The organism is Ruegeria sp. AB6 (assembly GCF_056542685.1).
This window is the reverse complement of sequence record NZ_JBQGAD010000003.1, coordinates 135,053-155,924: the sequence shown is the minus strand read 5'-3', so window position 1 is coordinate 155,924 and position 20,872 is coordinate 135,053. Positions and strand designations below refer to the sequence as shown.

Genomic DNA, 20,872 nt, shown 5'->3' with positions numbered 1-20,872 from the left:
GTTTCAAACTACGGTGGCGCGGCGCAGGTTCAAGTGTGATGACGAAAAGTTAAGGATTATTCACCTGGCGGCGGAGCCGACGGAGTTTCGACCCCAGCCTGCCGTGCCTGTTCATTTACCTGCGACGAATCCAGCGCCCATCGTTTGTAAACCTGCGAATAGCGGTCCACGTTAAACAGACGCAGTCGGGTAAAACGGCTTTGCTTGCGGCGGAACTCAGCGTCTTCGGCATCGACCACCTGACGAGCATTCTCGGTCACGCCATACCGGCTCGAGGCCGTCACCAATGCGCCATCCGCCGCGGGAATCGCCGTGTTAGGATTCAGTGCATCCGGGTTGCCGCCCAGTGCCGCAATCGCATCCCCTTTGGGGGTCGGGTCGGTTAGATTCCCTGCGCCCGGTGTCGGCGCGGGCAGGAATTGATAATCTTCGGGCTGTGTCAACGGCTTGACCGGCAGGACCGAGAATTCATCCGGTCCCGGACCCGGCGCCTGAAGGTGGCGCAGACCGATATCGGAACATCCCGCCACCGTGAAGGCAAGCGTCACTGCAATAATGGAACGCGGCAACCGCATCGTAGTCTCCAGCCTGTTTGAGGCGCTTTTATCGCATTTCCACCGGCGCGTCACGAGGGCTTTTTGCCGTCGAATAGGATCAACCCGATGGCACCGGCGAAAATAAACACATCGGCCAGATTGAAGACAAACGGGTTGTTGATACCGCAACAGGACATGTTCAGGAAATCCAGAACATAGCCATAAAGCACCCGGTCCAGCACATTACCCAGCGCGCCGCCAATCAAAAGCCCGCCCGAAAGCAGCATGATTTTCGACGGCGTTGACCGCATCAGCCAGATCAGAACAGCAGCCGAGATCGCAATGGACACGCCGATCAGAACCCAACGTGCCGCCTCGGTATTGCCCTGAAACAAGCCGAAGTTGATGCCGCGATTCTCGCCATATTTGAACACAAGCAAGGGCGGCAGGACGTCGATATCGCCGTCGGCCACGCGCATGACGTGAACGACCAGAACTTTGCTGATCTGGTCGATCACAAACGCCGCTAGTGCAGCCCAAATGAGCAACCGATAGCGCATCAGTGGCGGAAGTGCCGCATGCCGGTGAAGACCATGGCCAGACCGGCCTCGTCCGCCGCTGCGATCACTTCGTCATCACGCATTGAACCACCGGGCTGGATCACACAGGTGGCACCGGCCTCAGCGGCCTCCATCAGACCGTCCGGGAAGGGGAAGAACGCATCCGAGGCCACGGCCGACCCGATGGTCAGCGGTTGCGCCAGCCCCAGCACGTCGGCCATACGTTCGGCTTTCTTGGCCGCAATCAGCGCCGAGTCGACGCGGCTCATCTGCCCAGCGCCGACGCCCACGGTTGCGCCATCTTTGATGTAGACGATGGCGTTGGATTTGACGTGTTTCGCCACTTTCCACGCGAACAGCAAATCGCGCATTTGGTCTTCGGTCGGGGCTTTTTTGGTGACGACCTTCAGGTCATCTATGCCGACAAACCCGTTGTCTTTGTCCTGTACCAACAAACCTCCGGCAACCTGACGGACGGTTTTACCACCGGCCATTACATCAGGTAAGCTGTCGGTGGTCAGCAGGCGCAGGTTTTTCTTGGCGGCGAAAATGGCTTTCGCCTCATCGGACGCGCCTGGGGCGATCACGACCTCGGTGAAGATGCCAGTGATTTCCTGCGCGGTTTCGGCATCCAACGGTTGGTTCAGCGCCACGATCCCGCCAAATGCCGAGGTGCGATCGCAGTCGAACGCCGCCTTATAGGCCTCGATCAGCGTGGCACCTGTCGCTACACCGCAGGGGTTGGCGTGTTTGATGATGGCACAGGCAGCACCCTGCGCCGGATCGAACTCAGCCACCAACTCAAACGCGGCGTCGGTGTCGTTTATGTTGTTGTAGCTCAGTTCCTTGCCCTGATGCTGCACGGCGGTGGCGACACCCGGACGATTTGTGCCATCGGTATAGAACGCTGCCTGCTGGTGGCTGTTCTCACCATAGCGCAGGGTCTGTTTCAACTCTCCTGCAAAAGCGCGACGCTTCGGAGCTTCAAGCTGCAGCGCGTCAGCCATCCAGTTCGACACAGCCGTGTCGTAGGCCGCTGTGCGGGCATACGCCTTTTGGGCAAGCCATTGTCGGAAACCATACGACGTCTTTCCGTAATTCTCCTCCAACTGGTCCAGCAGTGAGGAGTAGTCTTCGACATCCACCACTACGTTTACAAAGGCGTGGTTCTTGGACGCCGCCCGGATCATCGCCGGGCCACCGATGTCGATATTCTCGATGCATTCGTCATAGCCTGCACCTTTGGCGACTGTGGCCTCGAACGGGTAGAGGTTCACCACCAGAAGGTCGATCGCGCCGATGCCATGTTCGGTCATTGCGGCGACGTGAGCGTCGTTGTCACGGAGCGCCAACAGGCCACCATGCACCATCGGGTGCAGGGTCTTGACCCGGCCGTCCATCATTTCGGGAAAACCGGTAATCTCGCTGACATCCTTCACATCCAGCCCTGCCTCGCGCAGCGCCTTTGCGGTACCACCTGTGGACAACAGCTCGACCCCGCGCTCGGCCAGCGCCTTGCCCAAGTCGATCAATCCGGTCTTGTCGGATACGGAAAGCAGCGCGCGGCGCACGGGGTGAAGGTCGGTCATGGGTCCAAAGGTCCTTTTGGCGTCAGTCGAAATCGGGCTCGTCCCGGTGCACATCGCGCACGGCATAGGCTGTATCCTGCGCCTTGCTCAACGTCCACCGGATGCGCGTCGCATACTCCATTGCGCGGCCAGATAGAACGATCTGTTTTGTCGCGCGCGGCTTTAGCCGCCCTTTTTCCAGGTAAACGCTTGGCTCGACACCCAATTTTCCAACGCCATCATGGCGAAACACCCAGATTTCACCGCTTTTGAGCGCCATCGACACCGCCGCACCGCCCAAATCCAGCGCCGCATCCACGTCAGGATGCAGGTGAAAGCGGATATCAAAGCCCAGACCTTTCAACCCCGAGGCATCCATCGCCCGGTCAAACTGCCGCTTGGCCTTGTCACTTGTGGCCAGCAGAATATCTTCGCCGGTCAGTTCACGGCCATCAAAGCGCAGTTCGAAGGTACGGGCATGCGTCAGACCGAAAACCTTGGCATAGCCGTCATGCCCAGCCATGAAGCGCGCGCCCTCGAACGCCTCTTCAAACTCATTGGGTACCTCGCGCGGGGCATCCATCAGCGCCTCTTTCTCGGTCCCCGGAACCGGGTCCGCCAGCCGCGCGCTGGAATAGCCGTCCAGACACAGGGTCGAATGCGATGGGGTTGCCCGCCCTGCCCGACGCCACTCGACCCCGAATGTCTCACCCGATCCGCAATTCACGATCAATGGCCGCCGCCCTGAGGTCAGCTCGAAAGCCAGCGTTGACGCGTGGGCGTTGTAAGAATTGGCCCCCTTCGGCGGCGTTGCGGCATCGATAATCACGCTGGTCCGGGCCGCGTAAAGCCGCCCGAACCCCATCGACAGCCCCTTGGCGCGTTGCGGTTTTACCCCGCTTTGGGCAAGGGCCTGATCCAGCCGCCCTTCAACTCCGCGCCCACCGCCGTGAAACCGGGCCAAACCGCCATCCGTGTGGCGCAAGTTGCGCAGCGCCGGGGCGATGCGTTTGATCGCATCAGCCTGCGCGCCAGGTGTTCCCCGCCCCAGATCGCTGAGCGCGGCCGAGGTCCATGTCAGCAAGGTGAACACCTCGAGCAGTTCTTCGGGGTTGCGCGTGGGAATGCCGCCCTGATCGTCGATCTGACTGCCGCATTCGCGCGCCAGCGCGCGCAGGGCCGGGTCAGCCAATTGTTCAAGGCCCTGCAACGCCAAACCGGCCTGCACAAGACCGGCCAGCGCCTCGAATCGGGGCAAGCCGGGGGTTGCAGCTTTCCACCGCTTGGACAGAAACCATGTCTGCTGCGCCAGTGCGCGAAAGAAGACCTGAGTTTGCTTTTCATCCATTCCGCGCAGCAAAAAGGACGAGTGATTGATCCAGCGCATCAACCGTCGCCCGGTCAGATCGGGCACCCAGCCCGGCCCCTGCCCGCGGCCATGCGCCTCGATCCAGCCCCAGACCCATCGCTGGGCCTTGTCGCGTGCGCGCATATCACCAACGGCGGCCAGATCGTCCAGCCAGGCAAAGCCGTGGCGTTCGTGGTCAAAACCGGCGCTCGGGGCAGTCACGTCCCAAAGGCCGGTATCCTGCGCCTCGACCAGAAACCCGGCAAACAGCAGGTTTCCCGCCACCAACTGCCGCCCACGTGCGAATGAACCAACCGTGCGCGGCTCGGGCTCTTTCACGAATCCCGCTGCCGCCTTGCGACGCTGGCTCAGCCGCGCATAAAGACGGTTCTGGAACCGGGTCCACCGGCTTGTCATGGAATCCGAGTTAGACATTGCGCTCGTTACTCTGCCCCTTGCGCTCTGTTGGCGCCTGAGACCCAACGATAGACCGCGCCGCACGTCAAGTCACCGAAAAGCGTTGGATTATTCCGATTTGTTCAGACAGGCGATGTAGAAGCCATCCATACCACCGCGATCAGACCAATAATCGGGCCGCAGCCGCAACCCGCCCTCTTCAGTGATCCAGCCCTTTTCAACGCCGGTCACGGCCAGAGCCTGCCGGTTTACCTGCATGTCGGGGAACATATCCAACGCCTCTTCGATCTGCACTTCGCCCTCATCTGGCAGCAGGGAACAGGTGCAATAGATCAGCCGCCCGCCAGGTTTCAGCAAGCTCCACGCATGAGCCAGCATCTGCGCCTGCAATTCGATCAGCCCGCCAAATTCCGAGCCATCCTTGGCAAAGGGCAGGTCCGGATGGCGGCGAATAGTGCCCGTGGCCGAACAAGGCGCGTCCAGCAAGATGGCGTCGTATTGGCCTTGATGGTCCAACGCGTCGCCTGCGATGACCTGCGCCGTAAGCCCCGTGCGAGCAAGGTTCTCGCGAACCCGTTCCAGCCGCGATTCCGAGATGTCCAACGCCGTGACCTGTGCTCCGGCGGCCGCCAGTTGCAGCGTCTTGCCCCCCGGTGCGGCACAGAGGTCGAGTATCTTCTCTCCAGCCTTCGGGGCCAGCACCTGCACCGGCAGCGCCGCCGCCGCGTCCTGCACCCACCAATCGCCCGTATCGAATCCTGGCAGGGCCGAGACCTGCCCCGCATCCTGCACCCGGCGCGAGCCAGTAGGCAGCGCCTCACCGGGACCATCGGCACCGGGTTTGACGGTAATATCCAGCGGCGCACCTGCGAAATGGGCTTGTTCAATACCCGTGATCGCATCCGCGCCCCAAGCCATAGTCAGCGGGTCGCGCAGCCATTCGGGCAGGCGCGGCACGCGCATCTTTGGCCACGCCTCAGGCCCTTCAGCGGCCACTTTGCGCAGCACCGCGTTGACCAGTCCCTTGAGTCGGCCATGCTTGCTGGACCGGCCGACGATCTCGACCATCGAGTTCACCACCCCATGCGCAGCCTCGCCGTGGCACAACTCAACCGCACCAAGGCGCAGCGCGTTATGGACCGTCAGCGCAGGCGTGCGGTTCAGGTGGTTGTCCAGCAGACGGTCAGCGCGTTCCAACCCGCGCAGGGTTTCCAGCGTCAGGCGTTGTGCCCGCGCGCGGTCTTCGCGGTCCAACCGATCCAATGCGCCAGCCGCCAGACATTCGGACAAAAGCCGCCCTTCGCCCAAAATCTGATCCAGCAGATAGATCGCGCTGCGCCGCGCTGCCGTTGCGTTGTCGGACATGGAACCGCCTTTGATGTGACCCTCGCCCGCATTGCCAAACGCGGACGGGGGCGTATATCAAGCCATGGAACGGAAAGGAACCCGATCTCATGAGCGACGACCGCAAAGACCTGCCGCCTGCCGCCCAACGCGCTTTGGCCGAGGCCGAGGACCGTCGCCGCAAGGCCGAGGCCCAAGCGAAAGAGTTGCCCAAGGAACTGGGTGGTCGCGACGGCCCTGACCCCGCCCGTTATGGAGATTGGGAAAAGAAGGGCATCGCAATCGACTTCTGATCACTCAACCCCGCAGCGCGGCCAGGAAATCGGCAATCAACGCGCGCTGTTTTTTGGATTTCGCCCGATCCTCGGGCCATGTCAGCCAATAGCCGTCTTTTGTTTTCAACTCGGGAAGATCCAGACGCCGTAAGCGCCCGGCCTGTAAATCGGCCTGCGCCAGAGGTTCAGACCCCAGCGCCACACCCATCCCTTGCCGCGCTGCCGACAGGGCGTGTTCCATCGAATCGAAGCTGATCACCGAAGGCGGCAGATCATCATGACCCGTCTTGCGCGCCCAGTCGCGCCAGCCGGGCCGTTCGCCGCGCAGGTCGATCAGGGGCGCGCCCCACTCCACATCCGGGGCGGCCATGGGCACCAGAACCTCGGGCGCGATCCGTTCAGCCTCGCGCCCCGACCACGTGCCGCGCCCATAGCGGATTTGCAGCCAAGTCCGCTCTTCATCCAGCGATGACCGCCGCGCGACCGAATCCGTCATTACCCGCACTTTCGGGCGCATCCGCTGGAACCGGGATATCGCCGGAACCACAAGCGCATGGATGTTCGACGACAGCCCCGCAACGCGCAACTCACGCGGAGATTTGCCGAACAGATCCTCGGTATTTCGTTCCAGCGCCTGTAAGCTGTCCTGCACCAGCGGCAAATAGCTTTCGCCTTCGACCGTCAACGACACGCCACGTGCTTCGCGCACAAACAGGGTCCGGCCCAGCCAGGATTCCAGGTTTCCAATCCGCTGACTGACGGCCGCTTGTGTCAAGCCGAACTCGCGCGCGGCAGCGGAAAACCCGCCCAGCCGACCGGCGGCCTCGAACACCCGTAGCCAGTCCAGAGGCGGCAATCCGATCTTCTTCTTAGCCATAAGGTTTTCCAGCCCTCAGTCGCAATAAGGTTTAATTGTGTTAATGCCACGAGGCACGTATCACCTCAAGCAAAGCTCGCGCCGATCAGGAGAAGCCTCATGCTGCGCACTGCCACTCATACGGCCCAGATCGTGACTGTCGAATTTGCCGATGGCACCCAATCCCGCTTTCACGCCATCTGGCTGCGTGACAATGCATTGGACCCCGACACCCGCGCGCCGGGCAATGGTCAGCGCCTGATCACCATCGGGGACATTCCCGTCGATACCACGATCAGCGCCGCTGAGATGGCAAAGGGCGATCTTCGCGTCACCTTTCAGCCCGAAGACAAGACGGTCACCTTTCCCGCCGACTGGCTTGCCGCACACAGCTATGACCGCACCCAAAGTGCCGAGTTTGGACGCCTCGCCCCCGGCATCACCACGTGGGCGCAGGGCATCGAAGCCCCCGCCGGAGATTGGGCGCAGGTTCATTCCAATCCCACTGCCAAGCGCAACTGGCTGGCCGCCGTCGCCGAATATGGCTTCGCCAAGCTGACAAACGGCCCGACCGAGCCGGAATCGCTACTGCAAGTGGCCGACCTGTTCGGCTATGTGCGCGAGACCAATTATGGCCCTTATTTCGAGGTTCGGACTGAGGTGAACCCCACCAACCTTGCCTTTACCGGGCTCGGTTTGCAGGCGCATACCGACAACCCTTATCGCGACCCGGTGCCAACGCTGCAAATTCTCTACTGCCTTGAAAACAGCGCCGAAGGTGGCGAGTCAATCGTGGTCGATGGCTTCCGCGCAGCCGAAAAACTGCGTGATCAAAACCCCGAGGGCTTTGCCCTGCTGACCGGATACCCGGCGCGGTTTGAATACAAGGGCGAAGACGGGGTTTGCCTGCGGTCCCGCCGCCCGATGATCGAACTGTCGCCCGATGGCGAGTTGATTGGCATCCGATTCAACAACCGGTCGTCTGCTCCGCTTGTGGACATCCCCTTTGACCAGATGGAGGCCTACTATGCCGCCTACCGTCAGTTGGGAGCCATCATCGACGACCCGGCCATGGGCGTGTCGTTCAAGCTGGAACCGGGTGAATGCTTTATCGTCGACAACACCCGCGTGCTGCATGCGCGGCTGGGCTATTCCGGGGCCGGGTCGCGGTGGCTGCAAGGCTGCTACGCCGACAAGGACGGGCTGCTGTCCACGCTGGCGGCAATGGATGCCCCTCAGCCGGAGGCGGCGGAATGAAACCCGATTTCTCGACCCTGAACCGCACCAACATTGTGGCCTTCATCGGCGACATCTTCGACCGCCGCGGTGGTGAGGAATATCTGGGCGAACCCGTCACCATGGCCGAACATATGCTGCAAGGGGCCACGATTGCTGAACAGAACGGCATGCCCGAGGAAATCATCGTCGGCGCCCTGCTGCACGATATCGGCCACTTTACGTCCGAGTTCGGCACCTATCACCCCGACGACACCGAAGACCGCCACCACGAGGATGCAGGTGCCGAAGTGCTGGAGCAGTTCTTCCCGTCCGTCATCACCGATTGCTGCCGGTATCACGTGGCGGCCAAGCGCTATCTCTGCGCCACCAAGCCCGAGTATTTCAACCGGCTGTCCACCGCCTCGGTCCACACATTGGAGTTGCAGGGCGGCCCGATGAACCCCGAAGAGGTGGCCGCGTTCGAGGCCAACCCGAACCTAAAAGAGATCATTCAGGTCCGCTATCTGGACGAGGCCGGCAAACGCGCGGATATGGAAACCCCCGATTTCGCTCATTTCGCCCCGATGGTGCAGCGTATGGTCGACAAGCATATGGGGGCCGCATGAACGCGCCTGAGTACATCTTTGAAGCCAGCACCAAACCGTCCCTGCCGTGGCACGAGTTGCCCCTGATCCGAGCCACCGATGCATCCGTCAAAGGCTATGGTTGTCTGGTCGATGACCCCGAGGGGTTCGAGATCGAGATCACCCGCTGGCCGCAGCAAGGCTGGCGGCCCATCGACGAGGGCACCGGTGACGAAGGCGGCTGGGTTGAAGGCACGTTCAAATGCGACTGGCAAGGCGACGTGCTCTATGGCGAGAACGAGGCGGTCAAAGGCCACTATGTTCTGGGCTGGTCCGCCGATCCGCAGCAGGCGCAAACCGCACGCCAAACCGCGCCTCGTGATCAGGTCCTGCTGTGGCACATGAACTATCACCCGGATGGCGGTCAGATGTTCTGGCCCCTGGACAACAAGCCCTTCATCGTTCCTGCTGCCCTGCCCGGCGACAACCTGACGCCCGAGAAGGTCGTGGCCTTCTGGTGTGACGGCTCACGCGGGCTCTATATTCATCCCGGTATCTGGCACGAGGGAATTTTCCCGGTCGAAGACAGCCAGCGGTTTCTTGACCGTCAGGGCGCAGTTCATGCGCGCGTCAGCGCCGATATCGGGAAAGAGTTCGGCGTCTACCTGTCTTGCCCGCTGCGCGCGGACAAGATTAAGGACGTGTAGGCAAAGCCCCAGTATGCGCCCGTTGCTTGCGGGTGATCCATAGCTGAACGGCCATCAGATATGGCACGTAGAACGCAAAGTTTTGCACAAGGTCAAACGGGCCCGAAAAATCGGGCTCGGACCCCAGCCCACCGGTCAACAGATACCAGATCGTGTAGTGCACCCGATAAAGCCACGATCCCAGCGCCAGCCAGAACAGGCGCAGGCCCCAAGCCCAATGACCGGCACGGTCTTTGTTCAACGCCATACGCGCCACCATCAGCGCTGCCGTGAACAGGCAAAGCCCATAAAGGAAAAAGGCCGCCGACATGACCGACCCACCGATCGTGCCACGCAGGGGGATATAGGTCATTCCGGCCAAACCCGTGAACAACGCCAATGCGACCAGCACTCTGCCCAGCTGACGATGAAAGCCGGTGAACGTGCGCCGAACCCCTTTCAGCAGTTGCAAAGGAACAAGAGCGACCAAAACAGTTCCGGCGCAAATATGCAGCACCATCGCCAAATTGCCGACAGGCTGCCCATCTGCAAACAAATAGCTTTGCTGCGCAGCGGCTGCGGACAATCCGATGCCGATCATACCTACGCCGTGTACAACGAAAGGCAGCAGAGTCAGATAGAACCCAATCAGCAACAGGCCCAAAAGTACTCGAGATCTTACGGTCTGCATAAGCTGACCATAGGGCCGTCGGTTAGCACGTCTATAGCTCAGAGCCCCAGTACATCCACCATATCATACTGACCGGGGGCTTTGCCCTGCCCCCACAGCGCCGCTTTCAGCGCGCCGCGGGCGAAGATGACGCGGTCGGTGGCCAAATGGCGCAGCACGATACGTTCGCCCGGAGCTGCGAATAAAACATCGTGTTCGCCCACGATGTCTCCGCCGCGAATGGCGTGGAAACCGATATCGCCGCGTTTGCGCGCGCCCGTGATGCCGTCGCGGGCGCGATCGGACACGTCCGCCAGATTGACCCCGCGCCCTTCGGCTGCGGCCTCACCCAGCATCAAGGCAGTGCCCGAGGGCGCATCGACCTTGTGGCGGTGATGACCTTCGATCACTTCGATATCGAAATCCTCATCCAGCGCGGCGGCAACTTTCTTGGTCAGCTGCACAAGCAGATTGACGCCGAGGCTCATATTGCCCGCCCGCACGATCACTGCATGGCGCGCGGCAGGTTCCAGCGCGGCAATCTGCTCATCCGTCATACCGGTGGTGCCAATCACATGTACACAGCGCGCTTGTGCGGCCAGCGCGGCAAATTCCAGCGTCGCCTCGGGCGCGGTGAAGTCTATCACCGCCTGCGCCTGCGCGAATGCTTCCAGTGGGTCATCTGTGACAGTGACGCCCAACGCGGGGCCGCCCATCGCCGTGCCCACATCCTGACCGATCCAGTCATGGTCCGCACGTTCAACAACGCCGACCAGACGCGCCTGATCGCTGTCCGTCACGGTCTTGATCAGCATCTGCCCCATACGGCCCGAAGCCCCTGTGATGACGATCCCCGGAATATGGGTCATGGCTTGCTTCCCTCATTGCAATCGGCTCAAAGCCTCCTACCCGGTTCGCGCCCGCTTGGCAAAGGTGGGATTTGGGCTTAGATCGAAGTCATGGCAAAGAACAAATTCCACGATGGCCCCGGCCCGTCCCAACGGCAACTGCGTGTCGGCGAACTGATCCGCCGCACCCTGTCCGAGGTTCTGGCGCGCGGAGATGTCCACGATCCCGACCTGAACCGTATGTCAATCACTGTGGGTGAGGTGCGCACCTCGCCCGATCTGAAAATCGCCACCGCCTATGTGCTGCCTTTGGGCGGCAAAGGCCAAGAGGACGTGATCGATCTGCTGGCCCGCAACAAGGGTGAGCTGCGGCGCATGATCGGCAAGAAGCTGAACCTGAAGTTTTCACCCGATCTGCGGTTCCGTCTGGATGACACGTTCGACCGTCTGGACGACACCCGCCGCATGTTCGAACAGGACGCGGTGCGCCGCGATCTGGACGAGTGATCCGCACGCTGGCCACATTGGGCGCGCTCCTGTGGGCCGCGCAGGCCAGTGCGGTGAGCTGTGAGAAAGTCACCCACGACGACAAGCGATATACTGTGTGCGAAGTGGACGCGGCCAATGAAGACCTGCGCCTGTTTCTGAACGACGACAATGGCGATCTGCTGGGGCATTTCTCCTCGGTGAATGAGGCGCTGGCCCCCGGGGGTGAACGTCTGGCCTTTGCAATGAATGCGGGCATGTATCACGATGACCGCTCGCCTGTCGGCCATTATGTCGAGGACGGGCAGGAACAGATGCGCGTCATTTCGAACCCCGGCCCCGGCAATTTCGGCCTGCTGCCCAATGGCGTGTTCTGCGTCCGCGACGGCCGCGCCGACGTGTTCGAGACGCTGGACTATGTCGATCAGGCGCCCGAGTGCCGTTTCGCCACCCAATCCGGCCCCATGCTGGTGATCGACGGAGAGCTGCACCCGCGCTTCCTGCCCGACTCGACCTCTCTGTTTGTGCGCAACGGTGTGGGCACCAGCGCCGATGGCACCCGCGCGGTGTTCGCGATTTCCGAGGATTACGTCACCTTCCACGAATTCGGCAGCCTGTTTCGGGACGTGCTGAAAACCCCCAACGCACTGTTCTTCGACGGGAATATTTCACGCATGTATGACCGGGCCGGGGGCCGCTCGGATATAGGCTTTTCACTGGGGCCCATCGTGGGTGTGGTCGAAAGCGCACCCGTAAATTGACAGCGCCCACGTGATCCGCTACCCCGCGCGCCTTAGCATGAATCAAGGTGTGATATGGGACGCAAACGCAAGGGCCGCGACATTTCCGGTTGGCTGGTGGTGGACAAGCCTGCGGGCATGACCTCAACCGCTGTGGTCAACAAGGTGCGGTGGGCGATGGACGCCAAGAAAGCGGGCCATGCGGGCACGCTGGACCCCGAGGCGACCGGCGTTCTGGCCGTGGCGCTGGGTGAGGCGACCAAGACCGTTCCCTACATCACCGACGCGTTGAAAGCCTACACCTTCACCGTGCGTCTGGGTCAGGCCACCAACACCGATGACGCCGAGGGCGAGGTGATCGCGTCCAGCGATGCGCGCCCCTCGGATGACGATATCAAACAGGCGCTGACCCCGTTTCTGGGTGACATCATGCAGGTGCCGCCCAAGTTCTCCGCCGTGAAAATCGACGGCCAGCGCGCCTATAAACTGGCCCGCGACGGCGAGGATGTGGAGCTGTCCGCCCGCCCCCTGTGGGTTGAGGAACTGATCCTTGTCGACCGCCCCGACGCCGATCACGTGGTGCTGGAGATGACCTGCGGCAAGGGCGGCTATGTCCGCTCCATCGCCCGCGATCTGGGTGCCGCTTTGGGATGCCACGGCCATGTCAAAGAGCTGCGTCGCATCTGGTCCGGCCCGTTTGAGGTCGAAGATGGCTTGTCCATCGACCAGATCGACGAGATGGCCAAGACCGAAGCGTTGGACGCCTATCTGCACCCTCTGGAAACCGGCCTCGCCGACCTGCCCGAATTGAAATGCACCCCCGAGGGCGCCACCCGCCTGCGAAACGGCAATCCGGGCATGGTTCTGGCCCGCGACGTGGAATATGGCGATGAAGCCTGGGCCTCGCTCGATGGCAAAGCCGTGGCGGTGGGCATCTATAAATCCGGCGAATTGCATCCCAGCCGGGTGTTCGTCTCCTGAACTCCGTGTTAGGCGGAGGCATGATCATCCGAACGCATACCAAGGGCGATGCGCCCTCGACCGCCGTCTATTCCGATTGTGAGAAGTATCGCTATAGCCTGACCCGTGTGTGGGATGCGGGCGGGCGCAAGGCGCTGTTTGTGATGCTCAACCCTTCGACCGCGACTGAGGTGCAGAACGACCCCACGGTCGAACGCTGCGAACGGCGCGCGCGGGCGCTGGGGTTTGGCGCGTTTCAGGTGACGAACATCTTTGCCTGGCGCGACACCGACCCCCGCAAGATGCGCGCCGCCACCGATCCGGTGGGCCCTGCGAATGACGCGGCCATTCTCGACGGTGTCGAATGGGCCGATCAGGTCATCGCCGCATGGGGCACGCATGGAGAACATCTGAACCGTGGCCCGGCGGTCGAGACCCTGCTGCGCGGCACCGGTCAGCTGCTATTCCATCTGGGACTTACCAAGGCGGGCCACCCGAGACACCCGCTCTACATCGCCTATACCCAGCAGCCCGAGCTATGGTGACAAAGGGTTAACCACGACCCCAAGCTGTCTTTGACCAACCACCTGAACGCATGGGATAAATCATCCTCGGGGCAATGCGTTCGCGGAGGGGTTCCATGTTCATGATCGGGTTTCTCAGTATCGCAGCCCTAGGTGGCGCGGCCTATGCGATCAGCGACATTTTTGAGCCCGAGGACGAGCATGAAGAAGAAGACGTCATCGAAGATGACGCCGAAGAGATCTCGGAAGGCAATCTGCTTGAGATTGACGATGTGCCAGACGCACCGTCAACCGGAACTGTCATTTCCGAACACGAAGGCAATCTGATCCTTGCAGGCACCGAAGAGCAGGACATTCTGACCGGTCAGGAGGGCGACGACCAGATCAACGGCTATGCCGGGGATGACACCGTTGTCGGCGGCGCAGGCGACGATACCCTACACGGTGGGGACGGGGACGACACGGTCCTGGGCGGGTTGGACGATGACATTCTGCATGGCGAAGATGGCGATGACCTTCTGATCGGAGAGGACGGGGATGACACGCTCTACGGCCATTTCGGTGCAGACCATCTGGAGGGCGGCGTCGGGAACGACGACCTCTATGGCGGTCAGGACGACGACGATCTGAGCGGGGATAAGGGGGATGACGCCCTGCATGGCGGCTATGGCGACGACAGGCTGCACGGCGGCACGGGTGAGGATGTGCTGTTCGGGGGCGACGGCGACGATGTGTTGATCGGACAGGATGCCGAAGGCGAAGATGAGGTCGATTTCCTCAACGGCGGCGACGGGGACGACACTATTCTGGCTGAAGGGGGCGACATAGCGACCGGTGGCGAAGGGGCGGATGAGATCATTGTTACGCCAGAAGAGGGCGACGACCCGGTCACAGTGATGGACTTCCAGCCCGGTCAAGACAAGCTGCTGATCTCGTGGACCGGCGAGGAAGATCCCGACATTCAGGTTGAACCCGATGCCGAAGATGACAACCTGACAAATGTCGTGATCAACGGGCAGACCGCCGTGCAACTGCTGGCAGCCGAAGGATTGACCGCCGAGGATATCCAACTGATTGGCGAGGGCGCGCTGGCGCAATTGAACGCGTTGGGCTGATCGGGCAGAATCCCTTTGCCATCCGCCGAAAATCCGCTTATACGCGCGCATCCGCATCGGAATCGGTGCGGTTTTCTCCATGGGCCTGTGCTGGACGACATCCCGGCCTGCGCCATCAACCTTAACCTTTTACAAGGAGACCCCGATGTCGATTACTGCCGCTGAAAAAGCACGCGTCATGAAAGAATTCGCAACCAAGGACGGCGACACCGGTTCGCCTGAAGTCCAGGTTGCCATCCTGACCTCGCGCATCACCACCCTGACCGAGCACTTCAAGACCCACAAAAAAGACAACCACGGTCGCCGCGGTCTGCTGAAAATGGTCGCCCAGCGCCGTAAACTGCTGGACTACCTGAAGGGCAAGGAAGAAGCACGCTATCAGGACCTGATCAAAAAGCTGGGCATCCGCCGCTAAGCGCTTTTTCGTCCAATTCGAAACGCCCGCCAATTTGGTGGGCGTTTTTTTGTTCGGGACGATCTATCGAAGCTATTGTGCTGTCAGTCCGAAGCGGCGCGATCATATTCCATGCGCGCGGTCTTAACCTGATCCATCTGTTCGTGCGACCAGTAGACGAGCGGCCTGAGCAGTTCCAATAAGCTGCGGCCCTGAGGTGTCAGTGCATAAGACACAGCGACAGGCGGACCGGGATCGACAGTACGCGTTAAATATCCATCCCGCTGTAGCCCCCGCAGATTTTCGGTCAGCACCCTTTGCGTAACGTCACCGATACATCGCTTGAGCTCTCCGAACCGCTTCGGCTCATCTTCTAGCGCCAGAATGATGATCATCCGCCACTTGCCTGTGACGTTGGACAAAACGGATCGGATCGAACAGTTCGACGCTTCGGCTTTATTGCTAACGCCAATGGGAAGCATGACACCCTCAAGTTCATTATGAATACCAGAAACGACTACAATACCTTATATCACAAATGCAACATACTGTTTTTTCGCTAGTATCCTAAAAGTAACCCGGTGAATTTAAGGTGCGTAATTGCCCTTTGGTGCGTTTTTGATACCTACTATCAACGCAACACGAATCATCAGGAATTCACCATGACCCCTAAAGATCTTGTCCTCGCACTTTTTTCTGCCGCTTTCCTGGACCATGACCCAGAAGCTGCGCGTCAGATGGTAAGCACCGACTATGTTCAGCACAATCCGCAGGTACCGACCGGGGCCGAAGGACTGATGGGCCTGATCTCGTTGGTCGGTCAGGCTGGTATGACCGCGACCACCCATCGCGTGATAACCGAAGGTAATCTGGTCGTACTGCACAACACCTATGACAATGCCGACGCGTTCGGCGCGTCCTCGCTCGCTGCGTTTGACATCTTTCGCGTAGAAGACGGGAAAGTGGTTGAACATTGGGACAACTTGCAACCTATCCCCGAAACCACCGCGTCAGGGCGCGGCATGACGGATGGTGCGGTTGAGATCACCGATCTCGACAAGACCCAAGAAAACAAAGCCTTGGTTCTGGGTTTTGTACGCGACGTGTTGGGCGGGGCAGCACCAGAGAATGTCTCGAAATACATGGACCCCGAAGTTTACATGCAACACAACCCGTCAATCGAAGACGGCCTGTCGGGATTGATGGCCGCGATCGAAGCATTTGCTGCACAGGGAATGGTAATCACCAAGTTTGAGCCTCAATTCGCCGTGGCCGAAGGCAATTTCGTCTTTGTCGCGACCGATGCTGTCATGGGCGGCGAACCCTGGGCCTTCTTCGATCTGTGGCGCGTGGAAGATGGCAAGATCGTAGAGCACTGGGACGTCGTCTCACCTATCCCGTCCGAAATGGCACATGGGAACGGCAAGTTCTGAGTAAGCTTGACCGCCCCTGAAGCGCCATGAGAAAGCGCCCGTCAAACGTGCGGGCGTTTTCCGCTTTCTTCAATCAGGAAGACCCGCATTCCGCCACCCGGCGCGCCAATTTTCCGAAGCATTTGTCATCGAAAACACAGGCAGTTTGGCTTGTTCGGTAGATGCGGTGATATCGGGCCGAAGCGCATTAAGGTCATTGACCGCAGACTTCGCCGCGGCTGTATCCGGCAGTTGCCCCAACGCGGCAATCAGCATCAAATGGCTCATGACAAAACCGGACCGAACGGCCAGAGCCTCACGCGCTGCGGCGGCGGCTTCTTCGTACCGGGCAAGCTGGAACAAAGCGCTGCATCGGGCAATATGCGCGGCGTGTCGCATCGGGTCCTTGGGGCTGAGTTCAACGGATTGCGTCGCATGATCCAGTGCCTCGTCCGGCCGATTCAGCATGCACAGGTTGATCGAAGCCAGCATATGCACACTCGCAGCATTCGGATTCTCGGCCAACGCCTGTTTGAAAGCAGCCCGTGCGCGCGGTAAATCCCGCGCCAGCATTGAGATCGAGTGCGCCGCATAGGCCAGTGCGATTCCGTCAGCCCGGTCGCTCATCAACACGCGTTCGGCGGCAGCTACGGCGGCCTTGGGGCCTTTGCCCACAGGTTCCAGACCCTGCACAAGGCGCTGGATGTGCAGCCATGCCAACAACCCGGCTGCGGCTGCGTAGTCAGCGTCGCGCTCCAGTGCCAGAGTGGTAAGCCGGATCGCTTCGCGATTGTCTTCATCGGTCAGCAAATGGAAATGCGACAGAGCCTGTAAATACAGCTCATACGCCTCCAGACTTTCGGTTGGCTTGGCGCGCGAGCGGGTGGTTTCAGCGCGACGCAGTGACGGCTCGATTGCTGTCACCACCTCTTGCGTGACCTTGTCCTGAAGATCGAAAATATCGTCCAACACACCATCAAACCGATCTGCCCAAAGGTGGCTGCCGTTTTCCGCATCAATCAACTGCCCGGTAATCCGAACACGTTGGCCCGCCCGACGGACTGACCCTTCCAGCACATAGCGAACGCCCAGGCTACGCCCGACCTCACGGATATCAATGCTTTTTCCTTTGAAAATAAAAGATGAATTGCGCGCCACTACCATCAGCCACCGAAACCGCGACAGCTCGGTGATGATGTCCTCGGTCATGCCGTCGGCAAAAAACTCCTGCTCGGGGTCGCCGGACATATTGTCAAAGGGCAGCACGGCGATCCCGGGGCGCGTGTCGGCCGAGGTCGACAGATTGGCCGACGTCCCCTTGGGCCAGCACCAGACACCGATGCGGCGCGTGATGTTTTTCAACTCGGTCTGCTCGCCCCCGTCGAACTGAGCCGCATCACCCCGGTCCAGGCTGTTGTGCGACGTGTCCGAGATCAGGATCTGGTCGGGTTCAGCCAATGCCTCAAGCCGCGCGGCGATATTGATCCCGTCACCGAAGATATCGTCGCCGTCCGAGATCACCTCGCCCGTGTGGATGCCGATACGCAGCCGAATGGTATCTGCCTTTGGAGCCGATTGAACCGCAATTGCGCAATCGGCGGCGTCGGATGTCGAGGGGAACTCGGCAATCCACCCGTCCCCCATACTTTTGATCAGGCGCCCCTTATGCGCCTCAAGCAAGGACTTAAGCGTGTCTTCACGAAACGACCTGAGCGCGGCCAACGTGCCCTGCCGGTCCTGATCCATCAGCGCCGAGTATCCAACGACATCTGCCGCCAGCACGGTCGTAAGTCGTCTTTTCATTGACAGCCCCCCAACAAAGGCAACTTACCGCGCGGGAGACCGTCTGTCAGGTTATTTGCGCAGGACATCCGCGAAGTTTGTCCGTAGCCTTGGCACATTTCGCTTTCGTTCCAACCTGATTTCACGCGCGCGGTGTCAACTCCCTGTTTGACAAGCATGCAACTAAAGGTCGGTGCTTCGGTTTCGCTTCCCTTCCGCCTCAAACTCATGTATGCGCGCGGGTATCTGAGACGTTGTGCCCGGACCCTGGCACTCGAATGGAAGATAAATGGGGTCGGCGGCAATGGGGCCGCCATGCAAACCGGAGACCCGCAGGGGCGGGAGTGCTCCGTTCTAGGATACGCATATGTTTGATGTAACAAAGAAATCGATTCAGTGGGGCGAAGAGACGCTGACACTGGAAACCGGCAAGGTTGCCCGTCAAGCGGACGGCACCGTGATTGCCACGCTGGGCGAAACCAGCGTCATGGCCAACGTGACCTTTGCCAAAAGCCAAAAGCCCGGTCAGGACTTTTTCCCGCTGACCGTCCACTATCAAGAGAAATACTATGCTGCCGGTAAAGTTCCGGGTGGCTTTTTCAAGCGCGAGGCGCGCCCGACCGAAAAAGAGACGCTGACCGCGCGTCTGATCGACCGTCCGATCCGCCCGCTGTTCGTCGATGGCTTCAAAAACGAAGTTCTGGTCATGTGCACCGTGCTGAGCCACGATCTGGTCAACGATCCCGACATCGTTGCAATGATTGCTGCGTCGGCTGCTCTGACTATTTCCGGCGCGCCGTTCATGGGTCCGATCGCCGGTGCCCGCGTTGGTTTCGTGGATGGCGAATACGTCCTGAACCCGACCGTAGACGACATGCAGGACCTGCGCCTGAACCCTGAACAGCGTCTGGATCTGGTTGTCGCCGGCACCAAAGATGCCGTGATGATGGTGGAATCGGAAGCTTACGAGCTGTCAGAGGCCGAAATGCTGGGCGCCGTGACCTTCGCGCATGAACAAATTCAGCCGGTTATCGACCTGATCATCAGCTTGGCCGAAGAAGCTGCGAAAGAGCCGTTTGAATTCGCCGCCCCCGACTATGCGGACCTCTACGCTGCTGTGGCCGCAGCCGGTGAAGAGCAGATGCGCGCCGCCTTCGCGATCACCGACAAGCAAGAGCGCACCACCGCCGTTGCCGCGGCCCGCGAAGCAATCAAAGAAGCGTTGACCGAAGAGCAGCTAGAAGACGGCAACCTCGGTTCCGCGATGAAAAAGCTGGAAGCCGGCATCCTGCGAGGCGACGTCGTCAAAGGCGGCAAGCGGATTGACGGTCGCTCGACCACCGACATCCGTTCGATCGTTGCTGAAACTTCGATGCTGCCCCGGACCCATGGTTCCGCCCTGTTCACCCGTGGTGAGACTCAGGCACTGGCCGTAACCACGCTGGGCACCGGTGATGATGAGCAGTTCATCGACGCGCTGCACGGCAACTTCAAATCGAACTTCCTGCTGCACTACAACTTCCCTCCCTATTCGGTTGGTGAAGTTGGCCGCGTCGGTGGTCCCGGCCGTCGAGAGATCGGCCACGGCAAGCTGGCATGGCGCGCCCTGCAGGCGGTTCTGCCTGCGGCGACCGACTTCCCCTACACGATCCGCATCGTGTCCGAGATCACCGAATCCAACGGATCGTCCTCGATGGCGTCGGTCTGCGGCGGCTCGCTGTCGATGATGGATGCGGGCGTTCCGCTGAAAGCACCAGTTGCCGGTGTGGCCATGGGTCTGATTCTGGAAGATGACGGCAACTATGCCATCCTGTCGGACATTCTGGGTGACGAAGACCACCTGGGCGACATGGACTTCAAGGTTGCGGGTACCGAAAACGGCATCACCTCGTTGCAGATGGACATCAAGGTTGCGGGCATCACGCCCGAGATCATGGAGAAAGCCCTGGCGCAAGCCAAGGACGGCCGGATGCACATCCTGGGCGAGATGGGCAAAGCCCTGTCCGAGACCAACGAATTCTCGGTCCACGCCCCGCGCATCGAGACCATGAACATCCCAACCGACAAGATCCGCGAAGTGATCGGCTCGGGCGGTAAGGTCATCCGCGAAATCGTCGAGGTTTCGGGTGCCAAGGTCGACATCAACGACGACGGCGTGATCAAGATTGCCTCGCCCGATGGGGAGTCGATCAAGAAAGCTTACGAGATGATCCACTCGATCGTCGCAGAGCCCGAAGAAGGTCAGATCTACACTGGTAAAGTGGTCAAGATCGTCGATTTCGGTGCCTTCGTGAACTTCTTTGGCAAGCGCGACGGTCTGGTGCACGTCTCGCAGATCGAAAACCGCCGCCTGAACCATCCCTCGGATGTTCTGAAGGAAGGTCAGGAAGTAAAGGTCAAACTGCTGGGCTTTGATGATCGCGGCAAGGTTCGCCTGTCGATGAAAGTGGTCGATCAGGAAACCGGCGAAGAGATCGTTCCCGAAAAGAAAGAAAAGAAAGAAGACGCCGAATAATCAGCGCCTCTTTTCGAATTACCAAAGACCCCGG

22 protein-coding genes are annotated in these 20,872 nt (G+C 60.4%); 12 read left to right on the top strand and 10 right to left on the bottom strand.

From position 1 onward, the window contains the following. Positions 1 to 56: 56 nt before the first annotated feature. The 5 genes from ACR0DB_RS08740 to ACR0DB_RS08720 all read right to left on the bottom strand — a co-directional run bounded on the left by ACR0DB_RS08740 (position 57) and on the right by ACR0DB_RS08720 (position 5,794). Complete coding sequence (locus tag ACR0DB_RS08740) at positions 57 to 575, bottom strand: DUF3035 domain-containing protein (protein WP_170772786.1); 519 nt, start codon at positions 573 to 575, stop codon at positions 57 to 59. Positions 576 to 625: 50 nt separating this feature from the next. After that, the gene (gene lspA, locus ACR0DB_RS08735) at positions 626 to 1,096 is read right to left on the bottom strand and encodes a signal peptidase II (protein ID WP_480550188.1); all 471 of its coding nucleotides are present in this window, start codon (positions 1,094 to 1,096) and stop codon (positions 626 to 628) included. Then, on the bottom strand, positions 1,096 to 2,685 hold the full coding sequence (gene purH / locus ACR0DB_RS08730; RefSeq protein ID WP_480550186.1) for a bifunctional phosphoribosylaminoimidazolecarboxamide formyltransferase/IMP cyclohydrolase: 1,590 nt from the start codon (positions 2,683 to 2,685) through the stop codon (positions 1,096 to 1,098). The genes lspA and purH overlap by 1 nt, the downstream gene beginning before the upstream one ends. A gap of 22 nt (positions 2,686 to 2,707) precedes the next feature. After that, entirely contained in the window at positions 2,708 to 4,447 is a 1,740-nt protein-coding gene (locus ACR0DB_RS08725) for a heparinase II/III family protein (RefSeq protein WP_480550184.1), read from the bottom strand. 90 nt (positions 4,448 to 4,537) lie between these two features. Beyond that, on the bottom strand, positions 4,538 to 5,794 hold the full coding sequence (locus ACR0DB_RS08720) for an RsmB/NOP family class I SAM-dependent RNA methyltransferase (RefSeq protein WP_480550182.1): 1,257 nt from the start codon (positions 5,792 to 5,794) through the stop codon (positions 4,538 to 4,540). An 89-nt stretch (positions 5,795 to 5,883) separates the two neighbouring features. Here ACR0DB_RS08720 and ACR0DB_RS08715 point away from each other — a divergent pair, with 89 nt between their 5' ends. Continuing rightward, positions 5,884 to 6,066, top strand: a complete 183-nt coding sequence (locus tag ACR0DB_RS08715; protein ID WP_170772791.1) for a DUF1674 domain-containing protein — start codon at positions 5,884 to 5,886, stop codon at positions 6,064 to 6,066. 4 nt (positions 6,067 to 6,070) lie between these two features. Here ACR0DB_RS08715 and ACR0DB_RS08710 read toward each other — a convergent pair whose 3' ends face one another. Next, positions 6,071 to 6,925, bottom strand: coding sequence for a LysR substrate-binding domain-containing protein (locus ACR0DB_RS08710; RefSeq protein WP_480550180.1), 855 nt, complete (start codon positions 6,923 to 6,925; stop codon positions 6,071 to 6,073). 99 nt (positions 6,926 to 7,024) lie between these two features. Here ACR0DB_RS08710 and tmpA point away from each other — a divergent pair, with 99 nt between their 5' ends. Genes tmpA through ACR0DB_RS08695 form a run of 3 tightly spaced genes read left to right on the top strand, consistent with a single transcriptional unit; the run spans position 7,025 to position 9,413 of the window. Continuing rightward, on the top strand, positions 7,025 to 8,161 hold the full coding sequence (gene tmpA, locus ACR0DB_RS08705; RefSeq protein ID WP_480550178.1) for a 2-trimethylaminoethylphosphonate dioxygenase: 1,137 nt from the start codon (positions 7,025 to 7,027) through the stop codon (positions 8,159 to 8,161). Further along, positions 8,158 to 8,748: a (R)-1-hydroxy-2-trimethylaminoethylphosphonate oxygenase gene (tmpB, locus tag ACR0DB_RS08700; RefSeq protein ID WP_480550176.1), complete on the top strand. Its 591-nt coding sequence runs from the start codon at positions 8,158 to 8,160 to the stop codon at positions 8,746 to 8,748. The genes tmpA and tmpB overlap by 4 nt, the downstream gene beginning before the upstream one ends. After that, entirely contained in the window at positions 8,745 to 9,413 is a 669-nt protein-coding gene (locus ACR0DB_RS08695; protein ID WP_480550174.1) for an ureidoglycolate lyase, read from the top strand. Before tmpB ends, ACR0DB_RS08695 begins: the two co-directional genes overlap by 4 nt. Here ACR0DB_RS08695 and ACR0DB_RS08690 read toward each other — a convergent pair. After that, positions 9,400 to 10,083 (bottom strand): DUF2306 domain-containing protein, encoded by a 684-nt coding sequence (locus ACR0DB_RS08690; protein WP_480550172.1) that lies wholly within the window; start codon positions 10,081 to 10,083, stop codon positions 9,400 to 9,402. The two genes, ACR0DB_RS08695 and ACR0DB_RS08690, sit on opposite strands and share 14 nt — an antisense overlap. Before the next feature lie 38 nt (positions 10,084 to 10,121). Next, entirely contained in the window at positions 10,122 to 10,931 is an 810-nt protein-coding gene (gene dapB, locus ACR0DB_RS08685; protein ID WP_480550170.1) for a 4-hydroxy-tetrahydrodipicolinate reductase, read from the bottom strand. Positions 10,932 to 11,021: 90 nt separating this feature from the next. Here dapB and rbfA point away from each other — a divergent pair, with 90 nt between their 5' ends. The 6 genes from rbfA to rpsO all read left to right on the top strand — a co-directional run bounded on the left by rbfA (position 11,022) and on the right by rpsO (position 15,150). Next, positions 11,022 to 11,417: a 30S ribosome-binding factor RbfA gene (gene rbfA / locus ACR0DB_RS08680; protein WP_170379347.1), complete on the top strand. Its 396-nt coding sequence runs from the start codon at positions 11,022 to 11,024 to the stop codon at positions 11,415 to 11,417. Continuing rightward, positions 11,414 to 12,157: a phosphodiester glycosidase family protein gene (locus ACR0DB_RS08675; protein ID WP_480550168.1), complete on the top strand. Its 744-nt coding sequence runs from the start codon at positions 11,414 to 11,416 to the stop codon at positions 12,155 to 12,157. Before rbfA ends, ACR0DB_RS08675 begins: the two co-directional genes overlap by 4 nt. A gap of 54 nt (positions 12,158 to 12,211) precedes the next feature. Beyond that, the gene (gene truB, locus ACR0DB_RS08670; protein ID WP_480550166.1) at positions 12,212 to 13,117 is read left to right on the top strand and encodes a tRNA pseudouridine(55) synthase TruB; all 906 of its coding nucleotides are present in this window, start codon (positions 12,212 to 12,214) and stop codon (positions 13,115 to 13,117) included. Between the two features lie 20 nt (positions 13,118 to 13,137). Next, on the top strand, positions 13,138 to 13,641 hold the full coding sequence (locus ACR0DB_RS08665) for a DUF1643 domain-containing protein (protein WP_480550164.1): 504 nt from the start codon (positions 13,138 to 13,140) through the stop codon (positions 13,639 to 13,641). Positions 13,642 to 13,736: 95 nt separating this feature from the next. Beyond that, positions 13,737 to 14,735, top strand: coding sequence for a calcium-binding protein (locus ACR0DB_RS08660; protein WP_480550162.1), 999 nt, complete (start codon positions 13,737 to 13,739; stop codon positions 14,733 to 14,735). Between the two features lie 145 nt (positions 14,736 to 14,880). Continuing rightward, on the top strand, positions 14,881 to 15,150 hold the full coding sequence (gene rpsO, locus ACR0DB_RS08655) for a 30S ribosomal protein S15 (protein WP_008757925.1): 270 nt from the start codon (positions 14,881 to 14,883) through the stop codon (positions 15,148 to 15,150). Between the two features lie 83 nt (positions 15,151 to 15,233). Here the strand turns inward: rpsO and ACR0DB_RS08650 are convergent, their stop codons facing one another. Then, positions 15,234 to 15,611: a winged helix-turn-helix transcriptional regulator gene (locus ACR0DB_RS08650; protein ID WP_170772810.1), complete on the bottom strand. Its 378-nt coding sequence runs from the start codon at positions 15,609 to 15,611 to the stop codon at positions 15,234 to 15,236. Positions 15,612 to 15,791: 180 nt separating this feature from the next. Between ACR0DB_RS08650 and ACR0DB_RS08645 the strand changes: the two genes are divergently transcribed. After that, positions 15,792 to 16,562 (top strand): nuclear transport factor 2 family protein, encoded by a 771-nt coding sequence (locus ACR0DB_RS08645; protein WP_480550160.1) that lies wholly within the window; start codon positions 15,792 to 15,794, stop codon positions 16,560 to 16,562. A gap of 69 nt (positions 16,563 to 16,631) precedes the next feature. Here the strand turns inward: ACR0DB_RS08645 and ACR0DB_RS08640 are convergent, their stop codons facing one another. Further along, positions 16,632 to 18,344, bottom strand: coding sequence for an adenylate/guanylate cyclase domain-containing protein (locus tag ACR0DB_RS08640; protein ID WP_480550158.1), 1,713 nt, complete (start codon positions 18,342 to 18,344; stop codon positions 16,632 to 16,634). A gap of 346 nt (positions 18,345 to 18,690) precedes the next feature. Here ACR0DB_RS08640 and pnp point away from each other — a divergent pair, with 346 nt between their 5' ends. Continuing rightward, positions 18,691 to 20,838, top strand: a complete 2,148-nt coding sequence (gene pnp / locus ACR0DB_RS08635; RefSeq protein ID WP_170785135.1) for a polyribonucleotide nucleotidyltransferase — start codon at positions 18,691 to 18,693, stop codon at positions 20,836 to 20,838. The last annotated feature ends 34 nt before the right edge of the window (positions 20,839 to 20,872 follow it).